The organism is Acinetobacter sp. ANC 7912, assembly GCF_039862785.1.
GTDB lineage: Bacteria > Pseudomonadota > Gammaproteobacteria > Pseudomonadales > Moraxellaceae > Acinetobacter > Acinetobacter thermotolerans.
Genome location: NZ_CP156795.1, coordinates 448,704 through 466,652, shown reverse-complemented (window position 1 = coordinate 466,652; position 17,949 = coordinate 448,704). Strand labels below are relative to the sequence as shown.

The 17,949-nt window shown below is 46.1% G+C and carries 17 protein-coding genes; 5 read left to right on the top strand and 12 right to left on the bottom strand.

The window, feature by feature from the left end; translation table 11 throughout:
* Positions 1–873 carry an acyl-CoA thioesterase II gene (locus ABEF84_RS02260; RefSeq protein ID WP_347453548.1) on the bottom strand — a complete coding sequence of 291 codons (873 nt, stop codon included), beginning with the start codon at positions 871–873 and terminating at the stop codon, positions 1–3.
* Positions 874–1,161: 288 nt separating this feature from the next.
* Between ABEF84_RS02260 and plsB the strand changes: the two genes are divergently transcribed.
* A complete protein-coding gene (gene plsB, locus ABEF84_RS02255) occupies positions 1,162–3,723 on the top strand; it encodes a glycerol-3-phosphate 1-O-acyltransferase PlsB (protein WP_034586952.1) in 2,562 nt (853 codons plus the stop codon).
* Between the two features lie 173 nt (positions 3,724–3,896).
* Here plsB and ABEF84_RS02250 read toward each other — a convergent pair whose 3' ends face one another.
* Positions 3,897–4,697: an NAD(P)H-binding protein gene (locus tag ABEF84_RS02250; protein WP_034586950.1), complete on the bottom strand. Its 801-nt coding sequence runs from the start codon at positions 4,695–4,697 to the stop codon at positions 3,897–3,899.
* Positions 4,698–4,731: 34 nt separating this feature from the next.
* Here ABEF84_RS02250 and recG point away from each other — a divergent pair, with 34 nt between their 5' ends.
* Together recG and ABEF84_RS02240 are read left to right on the top strand one after the other, a co-directional pair.
* Positions 4,732–6,777: an ATP-dependent DNA helicase RecG gene (gene recG / locus ABEF84_RS02245; RefSeq protein WP_034586949.1), complete on the top strand. Its 2,046-nt coding sequence runs from the start codon at positions 4,732–4,734 to the stop codon at positions 6,775–6,777.
* Entirely contained in the window at positions 6,764–7,399 is a 636-nt protein-coding gene (locus ABEF84_RS02240; protein WP_347453547.1) for a phosphoribosyltransferase family protein, read from the top strand. Before recG ends, ABEF84_RS02240 begins: the two co-directional genes overlap by 14 nt.
* Before the next feature lie 2 nt (positions 7,400–7,401).
* On the opposite strand, the gene ABEF84_RS02235 is transcribed toward ABEF84_RS02240, so the two are convergent.
* Together ABEF84_RS02235 and ABEF84_RS02230 are read right to left on the bottom strand one after the other, a co-directional pair.
* Complete coding sequence (locus ABEF84_RS02235) at positions 7,402–7,803, bottom strand: NUDIX domain-containing protein (RefSeq protein WP_034586945.1); 402 nt, start codon at positions 7,801–7,803, stop codon at positions 7,402–7,404.
* 30 nt (positions 7,804–7,833) lie between these two features.
* Positions 7,834–8,424: a TIGR00730 family Rossman fold protein gene (locus ABEF84_RS02230; protein ID WP_034586942.1), complete on the bottom strand. Its 591-nt coding sequence runs from the start codon at positions 8,422–8,424 to the stop codon at positions 7,834–7,836.
* 153 nt (positions 8,425–8,577) lie between these two features.
* Here ABEF84_RS02230 and ABEF84_RS02225 point away from each other — a divergent pair, with 153 nt between their 5' ends.
* Entirely contained in the window at positions 8,578–9,591 is a 1,014-nt protein-coding gene (locus ABEF84_RS02225; protein WP_034586940.1) for a CorA family divalent cation transporter, read from the top strand.
* 189 nt (positions 9,592–9,780) lie between these two features.
* Here ABEF84_RS02225 and tnpA read toward each other — a convergent pair whose 3' ends face one another.
* Positions 9,781–10,194, bottom strand: a complete 414-nt coding sequence (gene tnpA, locus ABEF84_RS02220; RefSeq protein WP_075167884.1) for an IS200/IS605 family transposase — start codon at positions 10,192–10,194, stop codon at positions 9,781–9,783.
* 20 nt (positions 10,195–10,214) lie between these two features.
* Between tnpA and ABEF84_RS02215 the strand changes: the two genes are divergently transcribed.
* Entirely contained in the window at positions 10,215–11,273 is a 1,059-nt protein-coding gene (locus tag ABEF84_RS02215; RefSeq protein ID WP_034586922.1) for an RNA-guided endonuclease TnpB family protein, read from the top strand.
* A gap of 17 nt (positions 11,274–11,290) precedes the next feature.
* Here ABEF84_RS02215 and ABEF84_RS02210 read toward each other — a convergent pair whose 3' ends face one another.
* The 7 genes from ABEF84_RS02210 to ABEF84_RS02180 form a co-directional block, all read right to left on the bottom strand.
* Positions 11,291–11,581, bottom strand: a complete 291-nt coding sequence (locus tag ABEF84_RS02210) for an STAS domain-containing protein (RefSeq protein ID WP_034586937.1) — start codon at positions 11,579–11,581, stop codon at positions 11,291–11,293.
* Between the two features lie 12 nt (positions 11,582–11,593).
* Positions 11,594–12,229, bottom strand: coding sequence for a phospholipid-binding protein MlaC (locus tag ABEF84_RS02205; protein ID WP_034586935.1), 636 nt, complete (start codon positions 12,227–12,229; stop codon positions 11,594–11,596).
* Between the two features lie 18 nt (positions 12,230–12,247).
* A complete protein-coding gene (locus ABEF84_RS02200; protein ID WP_034586933.1) occupies positions 12,248–12,925 on the bottom strand; it encodes an outer membrane lipid asymmetry maintenance protein MlaD in 678 nt (225 codons plus the stop codon).
* On the bottom strand, positions 12,925–13,704 hold the full coding sequence (gene mlaE / locus ABEF84_RS02195; RefSeq protein WP_034586930.1) for a lipid asymmetry maintenance ABC transporter permease subunit MlaE: 780 nt from the start codon (positions 13,702–13,704) through the stop codon (positions 12,925–12,927). Before mlaE ends, ABEF84_RS02200 begins: the two co-directional genes overlap by 1 nt.
* Positions 13,701–14,519, bottom strand: a complete 819-nt coding sequence (locus ABEF84_RS02190; RefSeq protein WP_034586928.1) for an ABC transporter ATP-binding protein — start codon at positions 14,517–14,519, stop codon at positions 13,701–13,703. The genes mlaE and ABEF84_RS02190 overlap by 4 nt, the downstream gene beginning before the upstream one ends.
* A gap of 394 nt (positions 14,520–14,913) precedes the next feature.
* Positions 14,914–16,662 carry a DEAD/DEAH box helicase gene (locus ABEF84_RS02185; protein WP_034582215.1) on the bottom strand — a complete coding sequence of 583 codons (1,749 nt, stop codon included), beginning with the start codon at positions 16,660–16,662 and terminating at the stop codon, positions 14,914–14,916.
* Between the two features lie 426 nt (positions 16,663–17,088).
* Positions 17,089–17,919: an inositol monophosphatase family protein gene (locus ABEF84_RS02180; RefSeq protein ID WP_034582213.1), complete on the bottom strand. Its 831-nt coding sequence runs from the start codon at positions 17,917–17,919 to the stop codon at positions 17,089–17,091.
* Positions 17,920–17,949 lie beyond the last annotated feature (30 nt).

Sequence of the window (17,949 nt, the reverse complement as noted above, 5' to 3'; positions counted from 1 at the left end):
TTATTGGGTTTCGATTTCACGCAGGCGGATCAAACCTTCCTGAGTCGTGCTACACACCAGTTCTCCATTCTGCCACATCCGACCGAAGTTCAGGCCGCGTGAGCTAGCACTGATGGTCGCATCCATATCGTACAGCATCCATTCATCAGCACGGAATGGCTTATGGAAGTACATGGCATGGTCAATGCTGGCACATTGCAGATTTGGAGACAAATAGCTTAGGCCATGCGGACGCAGTGCCGTGGTCATCAAGGTAAAGTCTGAGTAGAACGCCGCAATGGCCTGATGCAAAGACACCTCATCAACTTCCGGTGCGATACGATCTTGGGTACGTACATAATGTGCATAATTCGGTGCTTCCGGTTGTGGCTGGAACGGATTCACTGGCATCACCGGACGGATTTCCACATGACGGTCACGCATAAACGAAGCACGGACATTTTCCGGAACAAATTCGACAATCTGCTTTTTCAGTTCCGCTTCATTTTTCAGTTCTTCAACGGGCGGATATTCCGGTTCAGAAATCTGGTAGTTCAGCCCCTCTTCAGGCTGCGCAAACGATACCATACACATAAAGATGGTACGGCCATGCTGAATCGCACGTACCTGACGGCTGACAAAGCTCTTGCCATCACGAATACGGTCCACCTCGTAAATAATCGGCGCGTTGACATCTCCACCAAACAGGAAATAGGCATGCAGCGAGTGTGCCGGACGATCAGTGGTATAAGACGCTGCACGTAGGGCCTGTCCCAGTACTTGCCCACCAAATACGCGTTTGCCTACCAGGTTACGGCTAATTCCACGGAAAATATTTTCTTCCAGCTTTTCCAGGCTAAGCAATTCAACCAGTTCTTGAGTTAAGACATTCATAGGCAACCTATTCGATGTTGGAGAGATCCAAAAATGGCAATATAACAAAATCTTTCATTTCGAAGGATATTCTGCCATAAATTCTGAGTAAAGCCCTAAAGATTGGCTGACTGAACTGTCATCTCACATGTGCAAGTTCCGATAGAAAACCGCTTTTTTCACGTTAAAATCAAAGAACTTTTGAAGAATTTGTCAGAAAATGACATATTGTTTTCCAGTAGAATCCATCAAAATAGTTGCCCCCTCAGAAATCCTGTGGTTCTGGTCAAAATAAAATTAGGAGTAGGTATGTCCAAGAATGGCTTTGGTCAATTGTATCGCAAGCTTTCAAGCAAGATGCTTGATCTTGTGGTTACCCCACATGTACTTGGAGATGTGCCATCGGAAGTCCCTGCTCCAGTGGCTGACCAGCAAGGACCAAAGAAAATTGTCTGCTATGTTTTACAGAACCATTCACGCAGTAATGCCCTGGTAGTCGATGGCGAAACCCGTCGTCTGAAACTGCCTGCAGCTTTGGACCGGATAGAACTTGGGCCGATTCAGGAAAAAGCATCGGTGCTGTTCCTACAATACCATGATGACAGCAATCTGCTTAGCTCACCGCCGCATGCTTTCCCACCACGTTTATTACGTCTAATTGAAATACTAGAAAAGAATCCTGAACTGGATGTTGAACTGATTCCGGTGACTATTCTGTGGGGCCGTGATCCAGAAAAAGAAGATTCATGGTTCAAGCTGCTGTTTACCGATACCTGGTCAACACCAAGCAAGATGAAGCAGTTGGTGAATATTGGTTTGCATGGCCGCCAGTCCTATCTGGAATTCCATGAAGCACAGTCGTTACGTGCCCTGATTGACTATGCCAAGGAAACCTGCCCGAACCTGTCACCAGCGACTTATATTGTGAATACGCTGAACGATTATCTGGATGCGCAGCGTGAAGTCGTGCTCGGTCCCGATCTATCCGATCGCCGTAATGTGATGCAGGGCCTGATCAAGTCTCCTGATGTTCAGGCCGCGATCCGCAATGAAAGTATCCGTAGCAAAATCAGCGTCGATGAAGCAGAACGCCGTGCCATTGGCTATTTAAACGAAATCGTATCGGATTATTCACATGCCACTGTTCGTTTCGCTGACAAGGCCCTGACCCGTCTCTGGACCCAGCTTTATGACGGCGTGGAAGTGCATAACTTTAGTACGGTACGTGAACTGGCCAAGGACTATGAAATTGTCTATACCCCATGTCACCGCAGTCATATCGACTACCTTCTACTGTCCTATGTAATCTACCGCCGTGGCCTGATGGTGCCGTACATCGCCGCTGGCGATAACCTGAACATGCCATTTGTTGGTCAGATTTTACGTGGTGGCGGTGCCTTCTTTATCCGCCGTACATTCCGCGGGAATGCACTTTACACTACTGTATTTAAAGAATACCTATACAGCATTCTGTCACGGAATACCCCACTGGAATACTTTATTGAAGGTGGCCGTTCTCGGACAGGCCGTCTGCTGCCACCAAAAACAGGTATGCTGGCGATGACTGTACATGGTCACCTGCGTGGCAAGTCCAAACCAATCGTATTTGTACCCACCTATATCGGCTATGAACGCCTGATGGAAGGTGCAACCTACGTTGGTGAAATGAGCGGAAAACCGAAAGAAGCAGAATCTATCTTTGGCCTGCTCAAAACCCTGCGCAAGATCGAGCGTATCTTCGGTAAGGTCCACCTGAACTTTGGTGAACCAGTATTCCTGGATGACATCCTAAAACAGCATGGTGCTGAAGACATTAACATTCAAAAGAATGATGATCCAATTCCACCAGCCGTGTCTGAAGCGGTGAACAGTTCAGCTCAGGCAATTCTGGAAAATATCAACCGTGCTGCTGTCATCAATCCGGTATCCTTGCTATCGCTAATTCTGTTAGCAACGCCAAAACACACCCTGGATGAAGACATTTGCATCAAGCAGCTGGATACTTACCGCAAACTGCTGACTTCACATCCATACGATGAACGTATGCAGGTTACTCCACTTTCGGGTCGTGAAATTATTGCCTATGCGCTAAAACTGAAGTTAATCAAACGCGTTAATCATGTGCTGGGCAACATTATCGCGATTGAAGATAATCAGGCGGTCTTGCTGACTTACTTCCGCAACAACATCCTGCATGCCTTTGTTATTCCTTCACTCATCGCAGCCTTGGTGAATCATAACGGCTCAATCCGTCGTGATGATGTAGTCAACATCTGCAGCACCCTGTATCCATTCCTGAAAGCAGAACTGTTCCTGAAATGGCAGGAAACGGATATCCAGCAACCGGTAAATACCTATATCGATGCGCTGATTGCAGCGAATCTGATTGCTCAGGAAGGTGGAAATCTGGTTGCTCCTGCTCCAAACAGCGAAGCGCACCACCAGCTGGAAGTACTCGCGGCTCCGGTAATGCAGAGTATCGAGCGTTACTACATGACCCTGGCTTTGATCACCCAGCGTGGCTCTGGCAATATCTCGACCCGTCAGGTTGAAGAGCTGAGCCATCTGGTCGGTCAACGCCTGTCTGTGCTGTATGAGTTCAATTCGCCTGAGTTCTTTGACAAGGCACTGTTCCAAAGCTTCATCAAGACTCTGACTAAGAAAGGCTATATCAGCACCAATGAAGACAATGCGATTGTCTTTGATGAAAGCTTCAAGAATATTGCCCAGTATGCGGATCTAGTGCTGGATGAAGTTAAACTGCAAATGCTGCATCACATCACGGCTTTTACCGATGAGGAGCTGAAAGAGGCCCTAGAAGCGTTGGCGGCTGAACAAGCGAAGAAACGAGCTAAACGCAAGAAAAAGTAAATTTTGAATAGAGAAAAGAGAGGTTTAGGCCTCTCTTTTTTTGTTTTGTAAATCTATAAAACTAAAACATAACTGAAGGGTTAGTGAAATCCTTAAAATAAAATCCTCCCCTAACCCCTCCTTTTAAAGGGTGAGGAGCCTCAAAATATATTTTGAGTCCGTAAGAGAATGAATTACTGCATTAATTCCAAATACCCCCGAAAACAGTCCTGATGCTTTAATTCAAACCCTATCTTTTCCATTCTTGTAGCGTACAGCTTTTTCCCAGTCACCTTCTCACTTTCGACTTTCAATACTGACAAACCCATTTGCTGCTGAAACCATTGCAGCACTTCATGTAAAGGCTGAGGCTGGTTATTAGTCACAATATAAGAAGATTCGAGCTGTTCCACGTGAATCATTTCTGCCAGAAAATAAGACAAGTCCTCAATATGAATCCGGTTCGACCAGTGCAGATTAGGATAAGTAGTCATGGACTGTGCCATTTTCTGCAGGCGTGCCACGGATGAGCCATAGATCCCGCTTGGACGGATAATCGTACATCGGTCTGGATAAGCTGCTAAGTAGGCTTGTTCCATCTGCAGCAGAATTTCACCTTGTAGATCATTCGGTCGAATCACACTATCATCATCCACCCATTCCCCCCTATTTTCACCATAAACCCGGGTCGATGACACCACCACCAGATGTTTTACCGGATGAAACTCTAAAGCTTTGACAATCGGCCGAACAGAATCCAGATAGGTGTGCTGATAAGCGTCAACGGTACTTTGATCTGGACTAACCAGGATATACACCCAGTCGATGGGAGCAAAACCACTGAGGTCGAGCTGCTGCACATCCTGAATATGATGAGTGGCAAAAGCATCTGTTTTCGCACTGCGACTGATTGTGCTAATTTGATGCCCTTGTTCAAATAATTGTTTAGCAATGTGCCTGGATGTTTTACCATAACCGATAAATAAAATATGCATTCAGCACCGAATCACAAGACCTGGTTGAGGGGACATGGCAGCAGTCCATCAGTTACAAGGTGTCGGCACAGCCGCCGCCGCATTACTTGAAAAACTAAATCTGTTTACAACTGATGATTTGCTCTTTCATCTGCCACGTGACTATGAGGACCGTAGCACGATCATTCCCATGAATCAATTGAACGTGGGACACAGCTATTTGCTGGAAGGCATCGTCAAAGGCGTGGACTTTCCACCCGGAAAACGCAAGTCCATGGCCGTGCTGCTGGATGATGACTGTGGTAAGGTCACTTTACGCTTCTATCATATCTACAAAGGCATTACTGATCGCTGCAAACTTGGAAACCGCCTGCGTGTCTTTGGTGAAGTACGTGTCGGTGCCCGTGGGCTGGAAATGTATCATCCGGAACTGCAGCTGATTACCGAACATACCCCACTGCCGAAAACCCAGCTGACTGCGATCTACCCAAGTACTGAAGGACTCACCCAACCGAAACTGCGTGAATATATCAAGCAGGCACTAGCATTACACAGTAATGATCTACCGGAACTATTACCGGCAAAATTCAGCAATGGTTATGACCTGAAACAGGCTTTGGAATATATCCATCATCCACCAGTGGATGCCAATATGCTCCAGCTGGCGCAAGGTTCACATCCCGCACAACAGCGTCTGATTTTTGAAGAGCTGGTGGCACATCAGATCAGCCTGCTGACTCGCCGTGCCTTTATCCAACAAATTGAAGCACCATCTTTTTCACCTAGTAAACGCTACGCTAAGCAGCTACTGGCTGGCCTGCCCTTTAAAATGACCGGTGCACAAAAGCGTGTTTCCCGGGAAATTGCCCATGACATGAAAGGCAACAAGCCGATGCTGCGCCTGGTTCAGGGCGATGTGGGTGCTGGTAAAACCCTGGTCGCAGGTGTGGCAGCCTGTCACGCACTGGAAGAAGGCTGGCAGGTCGCCCTTATGGCGCCCACCGAGATTCTGGCGGAACAGCATTACCTAAACTTTAAGCGCTGGTTTGAGCCTTTGGGACTGAATGTCGCCTGGCTCTCCGGCAAACAGAAAGGCAAAGCCCGCACAACTGCTGAACAAAGTATTAGAGATGGCAGTGCCAATCTGGTGGTCGGCACACATGCCCTGTTTCAGGAAAATATCGAGTTTGCCAAACTCGGTCTGGTGATCATTGATGAACAGCACCGCTTTGGGGTCGATCAGCGTCTGGCTCTGCGTAACAAAGGCCTGGATGGTATGTCACCACATCAACTGGTGATGACCGCAACTCCGATTCCACGCACACTTGCCATGTCCGCCTATGGTGATCTGGATACTTCGATTATTGATGAGCTGCCACCGGGCCGTACTCCAATTCAGACGGTGACCATCCCCTTGGATCGCCGGGAAGAAGTTTTGCAACGTATTGCTACCAATTGTGCTGAAGGCAAGCAGGCCTATTGGGTCTGTACACTGGTAGAACAGTCTGAAACCCTGGATGCACAGGCAGCTGAAGCGACTTTTGCTGAAATCAAGGAACGTTTCCCGGAAATCAATATCGGTCTGGTACATGGCAAAATGAAGGCCGATGAAAAACAGGCCGTGATGCAGCAATTTAAAAACAATGAACTGCAGCTACTGATTGCGACCACGGTAATTGAAGTTGGTGTCGATGTACCCAATGCTTCACTGATGGTGATTGAAAATGCTGAGCGCCTAGGTTTGTCCCAGCTGCACCAGTTGCGTGGCCGTGTTGGCCGGGGGGCCAAAGCCAGTTTCTGTGTGTTGCTGTATAAACATCCCCTGTCCCAGAATGGTCAGGAACGTTTGCGCATCATGCGCGAGACCAATGACGGCTTTATCATTGCGGAAAAGGATCTGGAACTGCGCGGACCAGGTGAACTGCTCGGCACCAAACAGACCGGGGATATGGGCTTCCGTGTGGCTAAATTGGAACGGGATGATCACCTGCTGAATCAGGCACATTATGTGGCCCAGCAGATGTTAAAAGATTATCCGCAGCAGGCCGAAGCTCTACTGAAACGCTGGCTGCCTGAGGCTCCCCGCTATGCCTATGTTTAAGCTGATTCAACAAGGCAAGCATTGGCTAGGCAAGTTACAGCCCTGCCAGCTCTGTCATCATGATTATCAAGCGATACATTCAGTCTGTCAGGACTGCTGGCAGCAATTGCCCTGGGCATGTCAGACAGTACAACGACAGGAAATACCGGTACAGATTGCCTGCCATTATGCCTATCCGATGGACCGGCTAATTCAGCTTTTTAAATATGAACAGAAACTGTATTTAGAAAATCTGCTGGCAGGTACCCTGCTCAGCTTAAACTTACCTAAAGTCAGTGCCGTGGTACCAATGCCGATCTCAACCGAAAAGCTGGTACAGCGTGGTTATAACCAGTCATTACTACTCGCCAAGCATGTCGCCAGACATTTGAATGTGCCAGTGTGGCAACCGATAACCCGACTTAAGCAGCATTCACAAAAAGGCTTATGCCGGCTGGAACGAATTGAAGATATTGATACGCAGTTCCAGATGAATACTTCATCCAAACTGCGTTACCGCAAGGTACTGATTATTGATGATGTCATCACCACAGGCAGCTCAATCCGAGCACTCAGCCAGAAGCTGGAAGAATTGGGCTGCCAACAGATTAATGCTGCTTGTGTGGCAGGTGCCAAACTTTAAACTCAGACTTGAGCTAATAGATTTGCCTTTACCCAAGGAATCACAACTTCGGTCGTCAGCGGTGCTAATATTACACCCCGCTCATCCAGATCAATCCATTTCATCTCGGCAATTTCCGCCTCGATTTTTGGAAGCTGATCCAGTTTGACCAAATAGACATAACTGACCAGTTGATGATCTGGCTCATTCGCCGTTTTGGTTTCAAAGCGGCCGACAAATTGCTGCACTTCGGCATTGCAACAGATCTCTTCCAGAATTTCACGCACAATGGTGACCTCAGGTGCTTCTTTTTGTTCTAGCTTGCCGCCCACCTGCATAAAGCAGCTGGTGCCTTTCTTGCGCACCACCAATAATTGCTGTGCTTCATTCAGCACGATGCCAGCAGCGACTGTAATCACTTTCATATCAACTCAAATTTTAAAAGGTGAATCAGTTTATTTCACAAGGTCTTGCTGATCGACCATACCCCATTTTGCTTGCGGTGCTTTGTAAACTGCAAAGGCATCCAAAATCTGATCAATGTCTGCATTAACGATCAGCTTGTCCATAAAGCGTTCTTTGGTAAAGCCCTGTTCCATCGTGTGTTGGATGAACTGGATCAGACCAGTGTAGAAATTCTCTGCATTTAAAAATGCACACGGCTTTTCATGAATACCGAGCTGCGCCCAAGTCCATTGTTCAAAGATTTCCTCTAACGTGCCTACCCCGCCCGGAATCGCGATAAAACCATCCGCCAGTTGTGACATTTTGGTTTTACGCTCATGCATATTATCTACCACATGCAACTCGGTCAGTCCGGGATGTGCCAGCTCGCGATCTACCAACTGTTTGGGAATCACTCCAATCACTTTACCACCAGCAGCCAAGGCACTGTCGGCTACAATTCCCATCAAACCTGAACGTCCACCGCCATAAATTAATGTGAGTTGTCGTGCAGCTAGAGTCTGACCTACCTTGTGCGCAATTTCAGCATAAACAGGCGAGACACCCAGTGCGGAACCACAAAAAATTGCGATAGAATTCATCATTTTTCACCATTCAGTTGACGTTATAGCGGAAGGAAGGCCTGATTGATCGTTTTTTTGAAAAAATAACTGCCCAATCAGTGTTTTTATTTGATTCCTTGTCTAAAATACACCCATTCAATTATACATACTGCGCAAGGGAGAAAAGACAGCATGCTTGAAGCCTTTTATGCCACAGAGCGCGGTAGCTTAGAAGATGCCACCATTAATGGCGACTTTGATTTACATCAGGATTTGGTCTGGATTGATCTGATTGCGCCCTCACAGGAAGAACAGCAATGGATCATGGATGCTTACGAGCAGAATCTTCCTACCCTCAAATCATTAGAAGACATTTCATCTAGTGCACGATTCTACCGTGATGATGATGGTATTTTGCATATCAGCACTTATTTTTTAACGAAAAATAAAAATTATCAGGTTGAAGAGGAAACGGATGACCAGTCCAGTATTTTAGCAACGGTTCAAACCGTTGCCTTTATTCTGCATAAAGAACGGCTGTTTACCTTGCGTGGGGAAAAGCTGGTGGCATTCCGCGCCTTCCGTGCCCGTGCACGCCGTAATGATTATGAAATTGACTATAAAGATCCAACCTGGATTCTGCTCGGGCTACTGGAAGCTAAACTGGATGAGCTTGCGGATATCTTAGAAGATGTCCATAAGGATCTGGAAAAATATTCAACCGAGGTTCTGAATAACCGCCATCGTGAACAGATTCTGGATCTCGATGACATGATTACCCGTCTGGCGCAATTAGAAGACATGCTCGGAAAAGCCCAGCTCTGTCTGATTGACTTGCGCCGAGTACTGACCTTCTTGTCACGTCCACGTGCGCTAGGTAGTCATATCTATGATGCCGACATTCGAGAACTCAGTGAAGACGTGCGCTCGCTGGTCGAACATGATGCTTTCCTGTTCCAGAAGGTACGATTCCTGCTCGATACCACGTCTGGATTCATTAACACTGAACAGAACGATACCATCCGTCGATTCTCTATTTTGCCAAGTATGCTTGCACCACCAATGCTGGTTGCCAGTGTGTATGGGATGAATACCGAGGTATTGCCCTTCGCGCATGGCTCGACCAGTTTTATTGTCGTCAGCTTTATTATTGTTGCCTTCTTTATTGGGCCATTGATTTACTTTAGATGGAAGAAATGGATTTGAGCGAGCTTTGAAGCACTGCTTCAAAGTGAAGCGCAAGAAACGCACCTTATTCGTAAATTCCTATTTAAAACCAATAAAAAAGCACCTTTCGGTGCTTTTTTATCCCTTTAGCCGTAAAACCTCGCCCTTCAGGGCGGGGATATAAGGCTGCAATCCGCTAGTCCCCCTTGTGGGGATTAGCTAGGATTGCTAATGCGGTGTTTGCTGTTGTTGGATATATTGTTTAATAATCCCAATGGGAGCACCTCCACACGATGCAGCGAAATAACTAGGCGACCACAAAGCATTCCCCCATAATTTGTTTTTAATTTCAGGGTGTTTAGTTCTTAAAATACGACTAGATGCACCTTTTAGGCTGTTAACCAAGCTAGAAATAGCTACTTTTGGTGGATAGTTCACAAGTAAATGAACATGATCATGCTCACCATCAAATTCTACCAACTTAGCTTCAAAGTCTAAGCAAATGCGCTTGAATACTTCATTCATAGTTTCGAGCATAGCTTTGGTAAAAACATCTCTACGATATTTAGCCACAAAGACTAAATGAACGTGCATATTAAAAACACAGTGACGACCTGTTCTAATCTCTTGACTATTATCCATAGACCAAATATATTTTAGTGATGAAGACACTTAAATTACGCATAAAAGACAAACATTGCAAGGTGCTAGACCAATTGGCATCTGAAGTTAATTTTGTCTGGAACTATGTCAATGATTTGTGTTTTAAACACTTGCAAAGAAAACAACAATTCTTTTCAGCTTACGATATTGCTAAATACACGAAAGGTACATCAAAAGAGTGCAATTTGCACAGCCAAACCATACAGGCAGTTGCGGAAGAATTAGTTACTCGAAGAAAGCAATTTAAAAAAGCCAAGCTAAAATGGCGTGTCAGTAACAAAAAAAATGCTAGACGTTCTCTCGGTTGGATTCCATTTAAAAAAGTGGCGGTGAAATATGCCGATGGGTATGTCCAATACGGCAAGCATCAATTCAAGCTATGGGACAGTTACGGACTAAGTAAATACAATGTTAAAACAGGCTCGTTTGTCGAGGATAGCCGAGGGCGTTGGTATGTATGTCTTGTGGTTGATTCAATTAAAACAGAGAAAACCACCGCTAAAACCTCAATTGGCATTGATCTAGGACTCAAAGACCTTGCGACTTGCTCAGATGGTGTAAAGTTCAAAGCGCCTAAAATCTATCGTCAATATGAACAAAAACTTGGTATTGCTCAAAGAGCAAGAAATAAAAAACGTGTCAAAGCGATTCATGCCAAGATCAAAAATCTACGTCAAAATATGCTGCATCAATTCAGTCATAAACTGGTGAATGAACATGCAGCCATCTTCGTTGGTAATGTGAATGCCAAAGCATTGGCACAGACAAAATTAGCTAAGTCTGTACTCGATGCAGGTTGGACGACCTTAAGAACCATGCTCAAGTATAAATGCGAGAACGCAGGGGTATGGTATGAAGAAGTCAATGAAGCCTATACCACCCAAACTTGCTCGTGCTGCGGCTCACGCTCCAGTAGTCTGAAAGGTAGAGCAGGACTTGGAATAAGAGAATGGCAGTGTGTGGAGTGCGGTACATTCCACGATAGAGATATAAACTCAGCACTGAATATTCTTGCGCTCGGACATGGGCGTCTCGCAGGAGGAATCTCCGTCCTTTAGGTCGGAGAGGATGTCAATTACTGAATGATCTGTAAATCATCCTGCAAATGACAGGCTTGAATGATCTTCATCATCTTTTCAGGAACTGCTTTAAACTGTAATCCTTTGGCTTGCGGGGTTTGACGTAACCAGCGTACCAATACAGCCAGTACCAAGGTACTGCCATTTTCCAGTCCAGCCAGATTCACAACAACCGGAAACTTGCCATAAGACTGGATCTCACTCAGCCCCTGTTCGTAGTACTGCTGTGCATTCTCATAATCGATTTTGCCTGAAACCTGCAGTTCCTGCTGATTGAATTTGATCACCGCTCACCTATCTTATTTTTTCTTGTCAATTGCTGCTTCAGCATCTGGCTTGAAGTTAGCAATGGCTTTATCCAGGTTACCACCGTTACGTTTTACAGTCGCTGCAAACTGGTTACGGAACTGCAAACCAAGGTCAATACCAGACACGTTGATGTTACGGATTTTCCATTGTGAGCCTTTATCCGCTAACTGAAAAGATACCGGAATCTTTTCACCGTTGTTGTGGAAATCAATCGTTACCACAGGATTCTTACTACCTGTGTCTTTATATGGACGCATGGTATAAGTCTGATTACTGTATTTCGCAAACGCAGAACCGTAGTTTTCGATCAGCGTTTCACGGAAATTATGTTCGAACTTAGCACGTTGTGCAGCAGTACTATACTGATTAGTCGCATAAGTCCCCATTACGATACGGGTAAAGGCTTGCGAATCGATATATGGGTCCAGATTTTGACGCACAATGCTTTTTACCAGGGCCGGATTATTTTGCAGCTTGGCATGATCCGCTTTCAGGCGTGCAATCAAGTGATCCGCAACTTTCTTGATAAATGCAGGTGGTGTTTCAGACGGTGCAGCAAATGCACTTCCCATCACCATGGTAGAAAGTACGCTGACTGCTAAAGTTTGTCTTACTAAAGTTTTCACTCAAATCTCCTCAATCGATTATTCAACAAATGCAGGTTCGTCGCTGGCTTCAGCAGTAGCTGTCTCATCTGTAGCAGCCTCTTTGCTCTCTGACGACTTTTGTCCTGCACCACCTGTCACGAATTTGGTAATTAAATCTTCAATTTCCATGGTGCCTTGGGTATTGCCAATCTGGTCACCACGTTTCAAATAATTCAGACCGCCACCTGGAACAATTTTCAAATATTTTTCACCCAACAAACCGTTGGTCGCTACCATAATGTAAGCATCTTCATCAATATTGGTGATGGAGGTCATGTTATCTAACAGTTGTTTTTCCATTGCTTTTTGTTGCGCAGGCGTGGCAGCTTCATAGTCAGCGCTATAACGTAATTCTTCTAGTGCATCCTGCTGTACTTTTTTCAACTGCTCAGCATTGAAAGACGTCAGGGTACCATCCAGGGTCATATGTACAGTCGCCAGACGAGTGATCGGATCTAGGGTAATTCTATCAACCTGTCCGACTTTCACACCGCTTAATGCCACTTTGGCCCGTGGTTTAATCCCGTTTACATTTTCAAAGGTGGCGGTCATGCTATAGCTGTCCGCAATATTGTGTCCAACCAGACCACTCACGCGCATCGCCAGAAAGAAAATGGCAATCCCAAACAGAATGACAAAAACACCAACGGCCAGCTCACTAGTACGTGATTTCATTAAACACCTCCGAACATGACCGCAGTCAACACGAAATCAAAACCTAAAACACACAACGATGAATACACCACGGTACGGGTGGTCGATGTTGCAATCCCCTCGGATGTCGGCACACAGGCATAGCCCTGATAGACCGCAATCCATGTACAAATCAGCGCAAATACAAAACTTTTCACAATGGTGCCGTTAAAGACATCTTTATAGAATTGCACGCTGCTTTCCATGCCACTCCAGTAACCACCTTCATCCGCACCCAGAAAATCGACACCGACCATTTTGCCGCCCATGATGCCAATCGCGGCAAAAATCACAGAGAGCATAGGCAGACTGAAAATACCAGCCCAGAGACGTGGCGAGATCACACGTTTTAACGGATCAACACCAATCATTTCCATACTGGATAACTGTTCAGTGGCTTTCATCAGGCCAATTTCAGCTGTTAATGCCGAACCAGCACGACCAGCAAACAGCAAGGCTGCAACCACCGGTGCCAGCTCACGTAACAAGGTCAATGCTACGGCTGTCCCTAACATAGACTCACTACCAAAGGTCGACAGGATGGTAAACATTTGCAGACCGAGTACTGAACCAATAAACAGGCCAGAGACGCTGATAATCAGCAAAGACAGTACACCCACCCGATACATCTGGTAGACAAACAGCTTAAAACCCAGTGCTGTCGGCATAGAGAAAAGGATCTGGAATAACATCAGGGTGGCAACCCCAATGCCTTGTACACGTTCAATGACACGTCGGCCTAATGCTTCAATCGCATTCATGAACGCACCTCATCACTTAAATACGCCGCATGGCTAAACTGGTAATCCACCGGCCCTTCTACCGAGCCAGTCAGAAATTGCTGAACAAATGCAGAAGGATGAGCTTTTAATTCTTCAGGTGTGCCCTCGCCCTGGATTTTCCCTTCCGCCACCACATAGATATAGTCAGCAATAGACAGTGTCTCAGCCACGTCATGCGAAACAATAATCGTAGTCAAATCCAATGCTTCACGTAGGGAACGAATCAGACGGGTCAACACACCCATCACAATCGGATCCTGTCCGGCAAACGGTTCGTCGTACATGATCAGTTCAGGATCAAGCGCAATTGCACGGGCCAAAGCCACACGACGGTTCATACCGCCTGACAGTTCTGAAGGCATCATCTGCTCTGCACCACGTAGGCCGACGGATTCCAATTTCAATGCCACAATTTCCGCAATCAGATGTTCAGGCAGTTTGGTATGTGCACGCAATGGAAATGCCACATTTTCATAGACACTCATGTCCGTGAACAGCGCACCACTTTGGAAAAGCATGCCCATTCGTGCACGTGCTGCGAACAGCTCATGCCGTGACATACGGGCGATATCCTTGCCATCCAGCAATACCTGTCCCTGATCCGGCGTCAGCTGTCCGCCAATCAGTCTTAATAAGGTTGTTTTACCGGTTCCTGAAGGCCCCATAATGGCGGTGATCTGACCACGTCGAATGTTCAGGCTGACATTGTCATAAATGATACGTTCGCCTCGCTTGAAGCTCAAACCCTTCACTTCTATGAGTGATTGAGTCTCAAACGCTGTTTGATTTGTCATAGCTAAGCGTTGTCCTGCATTTTTTCAGCATGCGTACTATATAGGATTAATGCACAAAATGTTACCTTTTCGATGGAAGGTTACAATGGCATAAAGAAAGTATCTGAATGAAAAAAATGAAAGTTTACTCTCTATTCTTATGGCATAAATTTTTTGTTAAATGCTGAATAATCACTCAATGATAAAAGTTATAGATCAAGAAAATCACGTTACACAGAACCAATGTCAGTGCAATATAAGGCATAGCCAGCCCCTCCGTTCAATCAAGCGTTTTAAAATCCATTTATTCTAATTCACTCAAACAATGAATTATTCCACACTTTAGCAAAAAAAGTGCCAATTTTAGGCATAAAAAAAACCAGCACAAGTGCTGGTTTTTTTAGATTCAACGAGATTAGTCGTTGAATTTACGGCGTGGTTTATCATCGAAGTTACGACGCGGACGGTCACCACCGAAATCACGTTTTGGACGGTCATCACCAAATGAACGTGCTGGACGGTCACCGAAGTCACGTTTTGGACGATCAAAACCACCTTCACGACGTGCTGGACGATCACCAAAATCACGTTTTGGACGGTCACCGAAAGAACCTTCGCGACGTGGTTTGTAGTCTACGCGGTTACCACGGTTGTCATCGTTATTATCGAAACGAGGACGGTCACCAAATTCACGACGTGGGCGATCACTGTTGAATTCACGACGCGGACGGTCGTTGTTAAACTCGCGACGTGGACGATCTTCACCATTGAATTCACGGCGTGGACGGTCGCTGTTAAACTCGCGACGCGGACGATCTTCGCCATTGAATTCACGACGTGGACGATCATCGCCAAATGAACGGCGTTCGCCATCACGACCACCTTCACGGCGTTTGAAATGACCTTCACCTTCGAAGCGACGGCCGCCACCAAAGCCACCACGACCACGACCGCCATCACGACGACCACGACCATCACGGCTTGGACGTGCAGGAGGTGGAGATGGCTCAAGACCTTCAATTTCAGAAACTTCTAGACGCGCTTCCAGGTAGTCTTCCAGCGCACGAATTTTACCGCGTTCACGGTAAGTCGCTAAAGTAATCGCTTTACCAGTACGGCCAGCACGACCTGTACGACCAATACGGTGTACATAGTCTTCATTCTTCATTGGAAGGCCGAAGTTGATCACGTGAGAAATGGTTGGAACGTCTAGACCACGTGCTGCAACGTCAGTTGCAACCAGGATTTTTGCACGACCTTCACGGATGCTGCGCAGACGACGGTTACGTACAGTCTGTGGCATTGCACCGTGTAGCGCTACAACTGAATGACCTGCTTCAGCAAGTTCTTCAGCCAGCATGTCGGTATCTTCTTGAGTAGAAGCAAAAACCACTGCTTGGTCTACGTCTTCTTCATTCAGCCAGTGAGTCAGCAGTTTTTTCTTGTGCTCGAAACCATCAGTCCAGTGTAAAGTCTGAGTGATGTCAGTATTGGTGGTGTGACCAGTTTCGATGGCAATACGCTCTGGCTCGTTCATCATGCGTTCAGCAAGAGTGATGATACGTGGTGCAAAAGTCGCAGAGAACATCAAAGTCTGGTTACGGTTTGCTGCAAGATCACCAATCGCTTCAAGATCTTCAGAGAAACCAAGATCCAGCATACGGTCCGCTTCGTCGACGATCAACGCATTCACTTTGTCGAGTTTAATTTGACGACGATTCACAAGGTCAAGCAGACGACCTGGAGTTGCAACAACCACTTGCGCGCCTTTTAACTGCTGGATCTGTTTACCGAATGGCATACCGCCCATGATTGCTGCGATACGAACACCTTTCATGTGGCGTACAAATGCAATCGCGTCCTGGCTTACCTGTTGAGCAAGTTCACGCGTTGGGCATAAAACTAGAATAGAAGGTTGGGTAATCGCCTTCATACGTTCCTTGAAAGGAACGAAAGTGTCCAGGTTGGCCAGTGCATTCAAAGTTGGGAGAAGGAATGCAGCTGTTTTACCTGAACCAGTCTGGCTTGACACTAGAAGGTCTTTACCTTCAAGTGCAGCAGGAATTGATTGTTCCTGTACAGGAGTAGGTGCAGTGAAACCTAGTGCTTGTAGCGCTTGTTGTAAGGATTCGTGCAGAGGAAAATCAGCAAAAGTTTTGCTCATAGAGTCTTTCACCCGGAAAATGGGTGCTCCATTAAAAATAAAGTCAAATGAACATCGACAAAAAGCGGTACAGCAATAAACGCTGAAAATAAGAGATTATTCAGCGGCGATCCGAGTAACGACGATGTGATATAACGCACGCATGATTACGGCATAACCTGAAGGAATCGCTTTAGCGATTGGGGCGCGAGATATCGTCCTCTCTTTGGACCGCACGCGCATACACAATGATAAGAAGAGAAATGTTCAGGTAACGAACAGAAATTAAGTGCGTGCGCGGATTATAGCAGGATTTTCTATATTGTCATTAAGTTTTATTGTTAATTTGTATTATTCTAAAAATAATTGATATTTCCACATGATTTAGCGCAAGAAAAAGGCACCCCGAAGGATGCCTGATCTATTTAAACAGTTGTCTAAACTCGATTATTTCGCTGCGTCGCCCCATGCAGGAACCACTGCCTGCATTAAAGGTTTCAGCATTTTCATAGAACAAGCAATGACTTGACCTTTTTCCATCGCTTCGCTGCCACCACGTGCATCCACCACTGTACCACCTGCTTCTTTTACAATCAGTTCACCTGCGGCAATGTCCCAAGGCTTCAGACCAAGTTCGAAGTAACCATCCAAACGGCCTGCGGCAACATAAGCCAAATCCAGCGCTGCTGAACCTGCACGGCGGTATTGGGCACCTGCTTCAGTCACATTTAATAGAGATTCAAAATGGTTTCTCGCATAAGACACGACTTCACCACCACGTTTCGCGCGGTAAGCATGACCCACTGCCAGGAAAGAATTTTGCAGGCTGTCTTTTACATTTACACGAATACGGCGTTGGTTCAGCATTGCACCGCGACCACGGCTTGCAGAGAACAGCTCATCTTTCACAGGGTCATAAATAACACCGTGTTGAGTCACACCTTTGTGTTGAACAGCAATAGAGATACAGAAATGGGGGAAACCATTGATGAAGTTTAATGTACCGTCAAGAGGATCAATCACCCAACACCAATCAGCGTCGTGGCCTTTACCTTCTTGCATTCCAAACTCTTCACCAAGGAAGCTGTGGTTTTTATAACTTTTACGCAGCGTATCGATAGTCAGTTGTTCCAAGTAACGGTCTACACGCGTTACAGGACCATCAATGCCTTTTTCTTCGACTTGTAGATCGAGTTTATGACGATTTTGATGCGCTTTTAAAAGCTCTTGACCAACTAATTGAGCCGCACGCGCAGCCATCACCACCATAGGTTCCATTGAACACCCACTACAAATTTGAAGATATTG

Coding starts and splice junctions, on each gene's coding strand:
- ABEF84_RS02190 (WP_034586928.1), bottom strand. CDS start 14,519: ATGACAAATCAAACAGCGTTTGAGACTCAATCACTCATAGAAGTGAAG.
- ABEF84_RS02180 (WP_034582213.1), bottom strand. CDS start 17,919: ATGGAACCTATGGTGGTGATGGCTGCGCGTGCGGCTCAATTAGTTGGT.
- recG (WP_034586949.1), top strand. CDS start 4,732: ATGGCAGCAGTCCATCAGTTACAAGGTGTCGGCACAGCCGCCGCCGCA.
- tnpA (WP_075167884.1), bottom strand. CDS start 10,194: ATGGATAATAGTCAAGAGATTAGAACAGGTCGTCACTGTGTTTTTAAT.
- ABEF84_RS02200 (WP_034586933.1), bottom strand. CDS start 12,925: ATGAAATCACGTACTAGTGAGCTGGCCGTTGGTGTTTTTGTCATTCTG.
- plsB (WP_034586952.1), top strand. CDS start 1,162: ATGTCCAAGAATGGCTTTGGTCAATTGTATCGCAAGCTTTCAAGCAAG.
- ABEF84_RS02185 (WP_034582215.1), bottom strand. CDS start 16,662: ATGAGCAAAACTTTTGCTGATTTTCCTCTGCACGAATCCTTACAACAA.
- ABEF84_RS02260 (WP_347453548.1), bottom strand. CDS start 873: ATGAATGTCTTAACTCAAGAACTGGTTGAATTGCTTAGCCTGGAAAAG.
- mlaE (WP_034586930.1), bottom strand. CDS start 13,704: ATGAATGCGATTGAAGCATTAGGCCGACGTGTCATTGAACGTGTACAA.
- ABEF84_RS02215 (WP_034586922.1), top strand. CDS start 10,215: ATGAAGACACTTAAATTACGCATAAAAGACAAACATTGCAAGGTGCTA.
- ABEF84_RS02230 (WP_034586942.1), bottom strand. CDS start 8,424: ATGAATTCTATCGCAATTTTTTGTGGTTCCGCACTGGGTGTCTCGCCT.
- ABEF84_RS02240 (WP_347453547.1), top strand. CDS start 6,764: ATGCCTATGTTTAAGCTGATTCAACAAGGCAAGCATTGGCTAGGCAAG.
- ABEF84_RS02235 (WP_034586945.1), bottom strand. CDS start 7,803: ATGAAAGTGATTACAGTCGCTGCTGGCATCGTGCTGAATGAAGCACAG.
- ABEF84_RS02250 (WP_034586950.1), bottom strand. CDS start 4,697: ATGCATATTTTATTTATCGGTTATGGTAAAACATCCAGGCACATTGCT.
- ABEF84_RS02225 (WP_034586940.1), top strand. CDS start 8,578: ATGCTTGAAGCCTTTTATGCCACAGAGCGCGGTAGCTTAGAAGATGCC.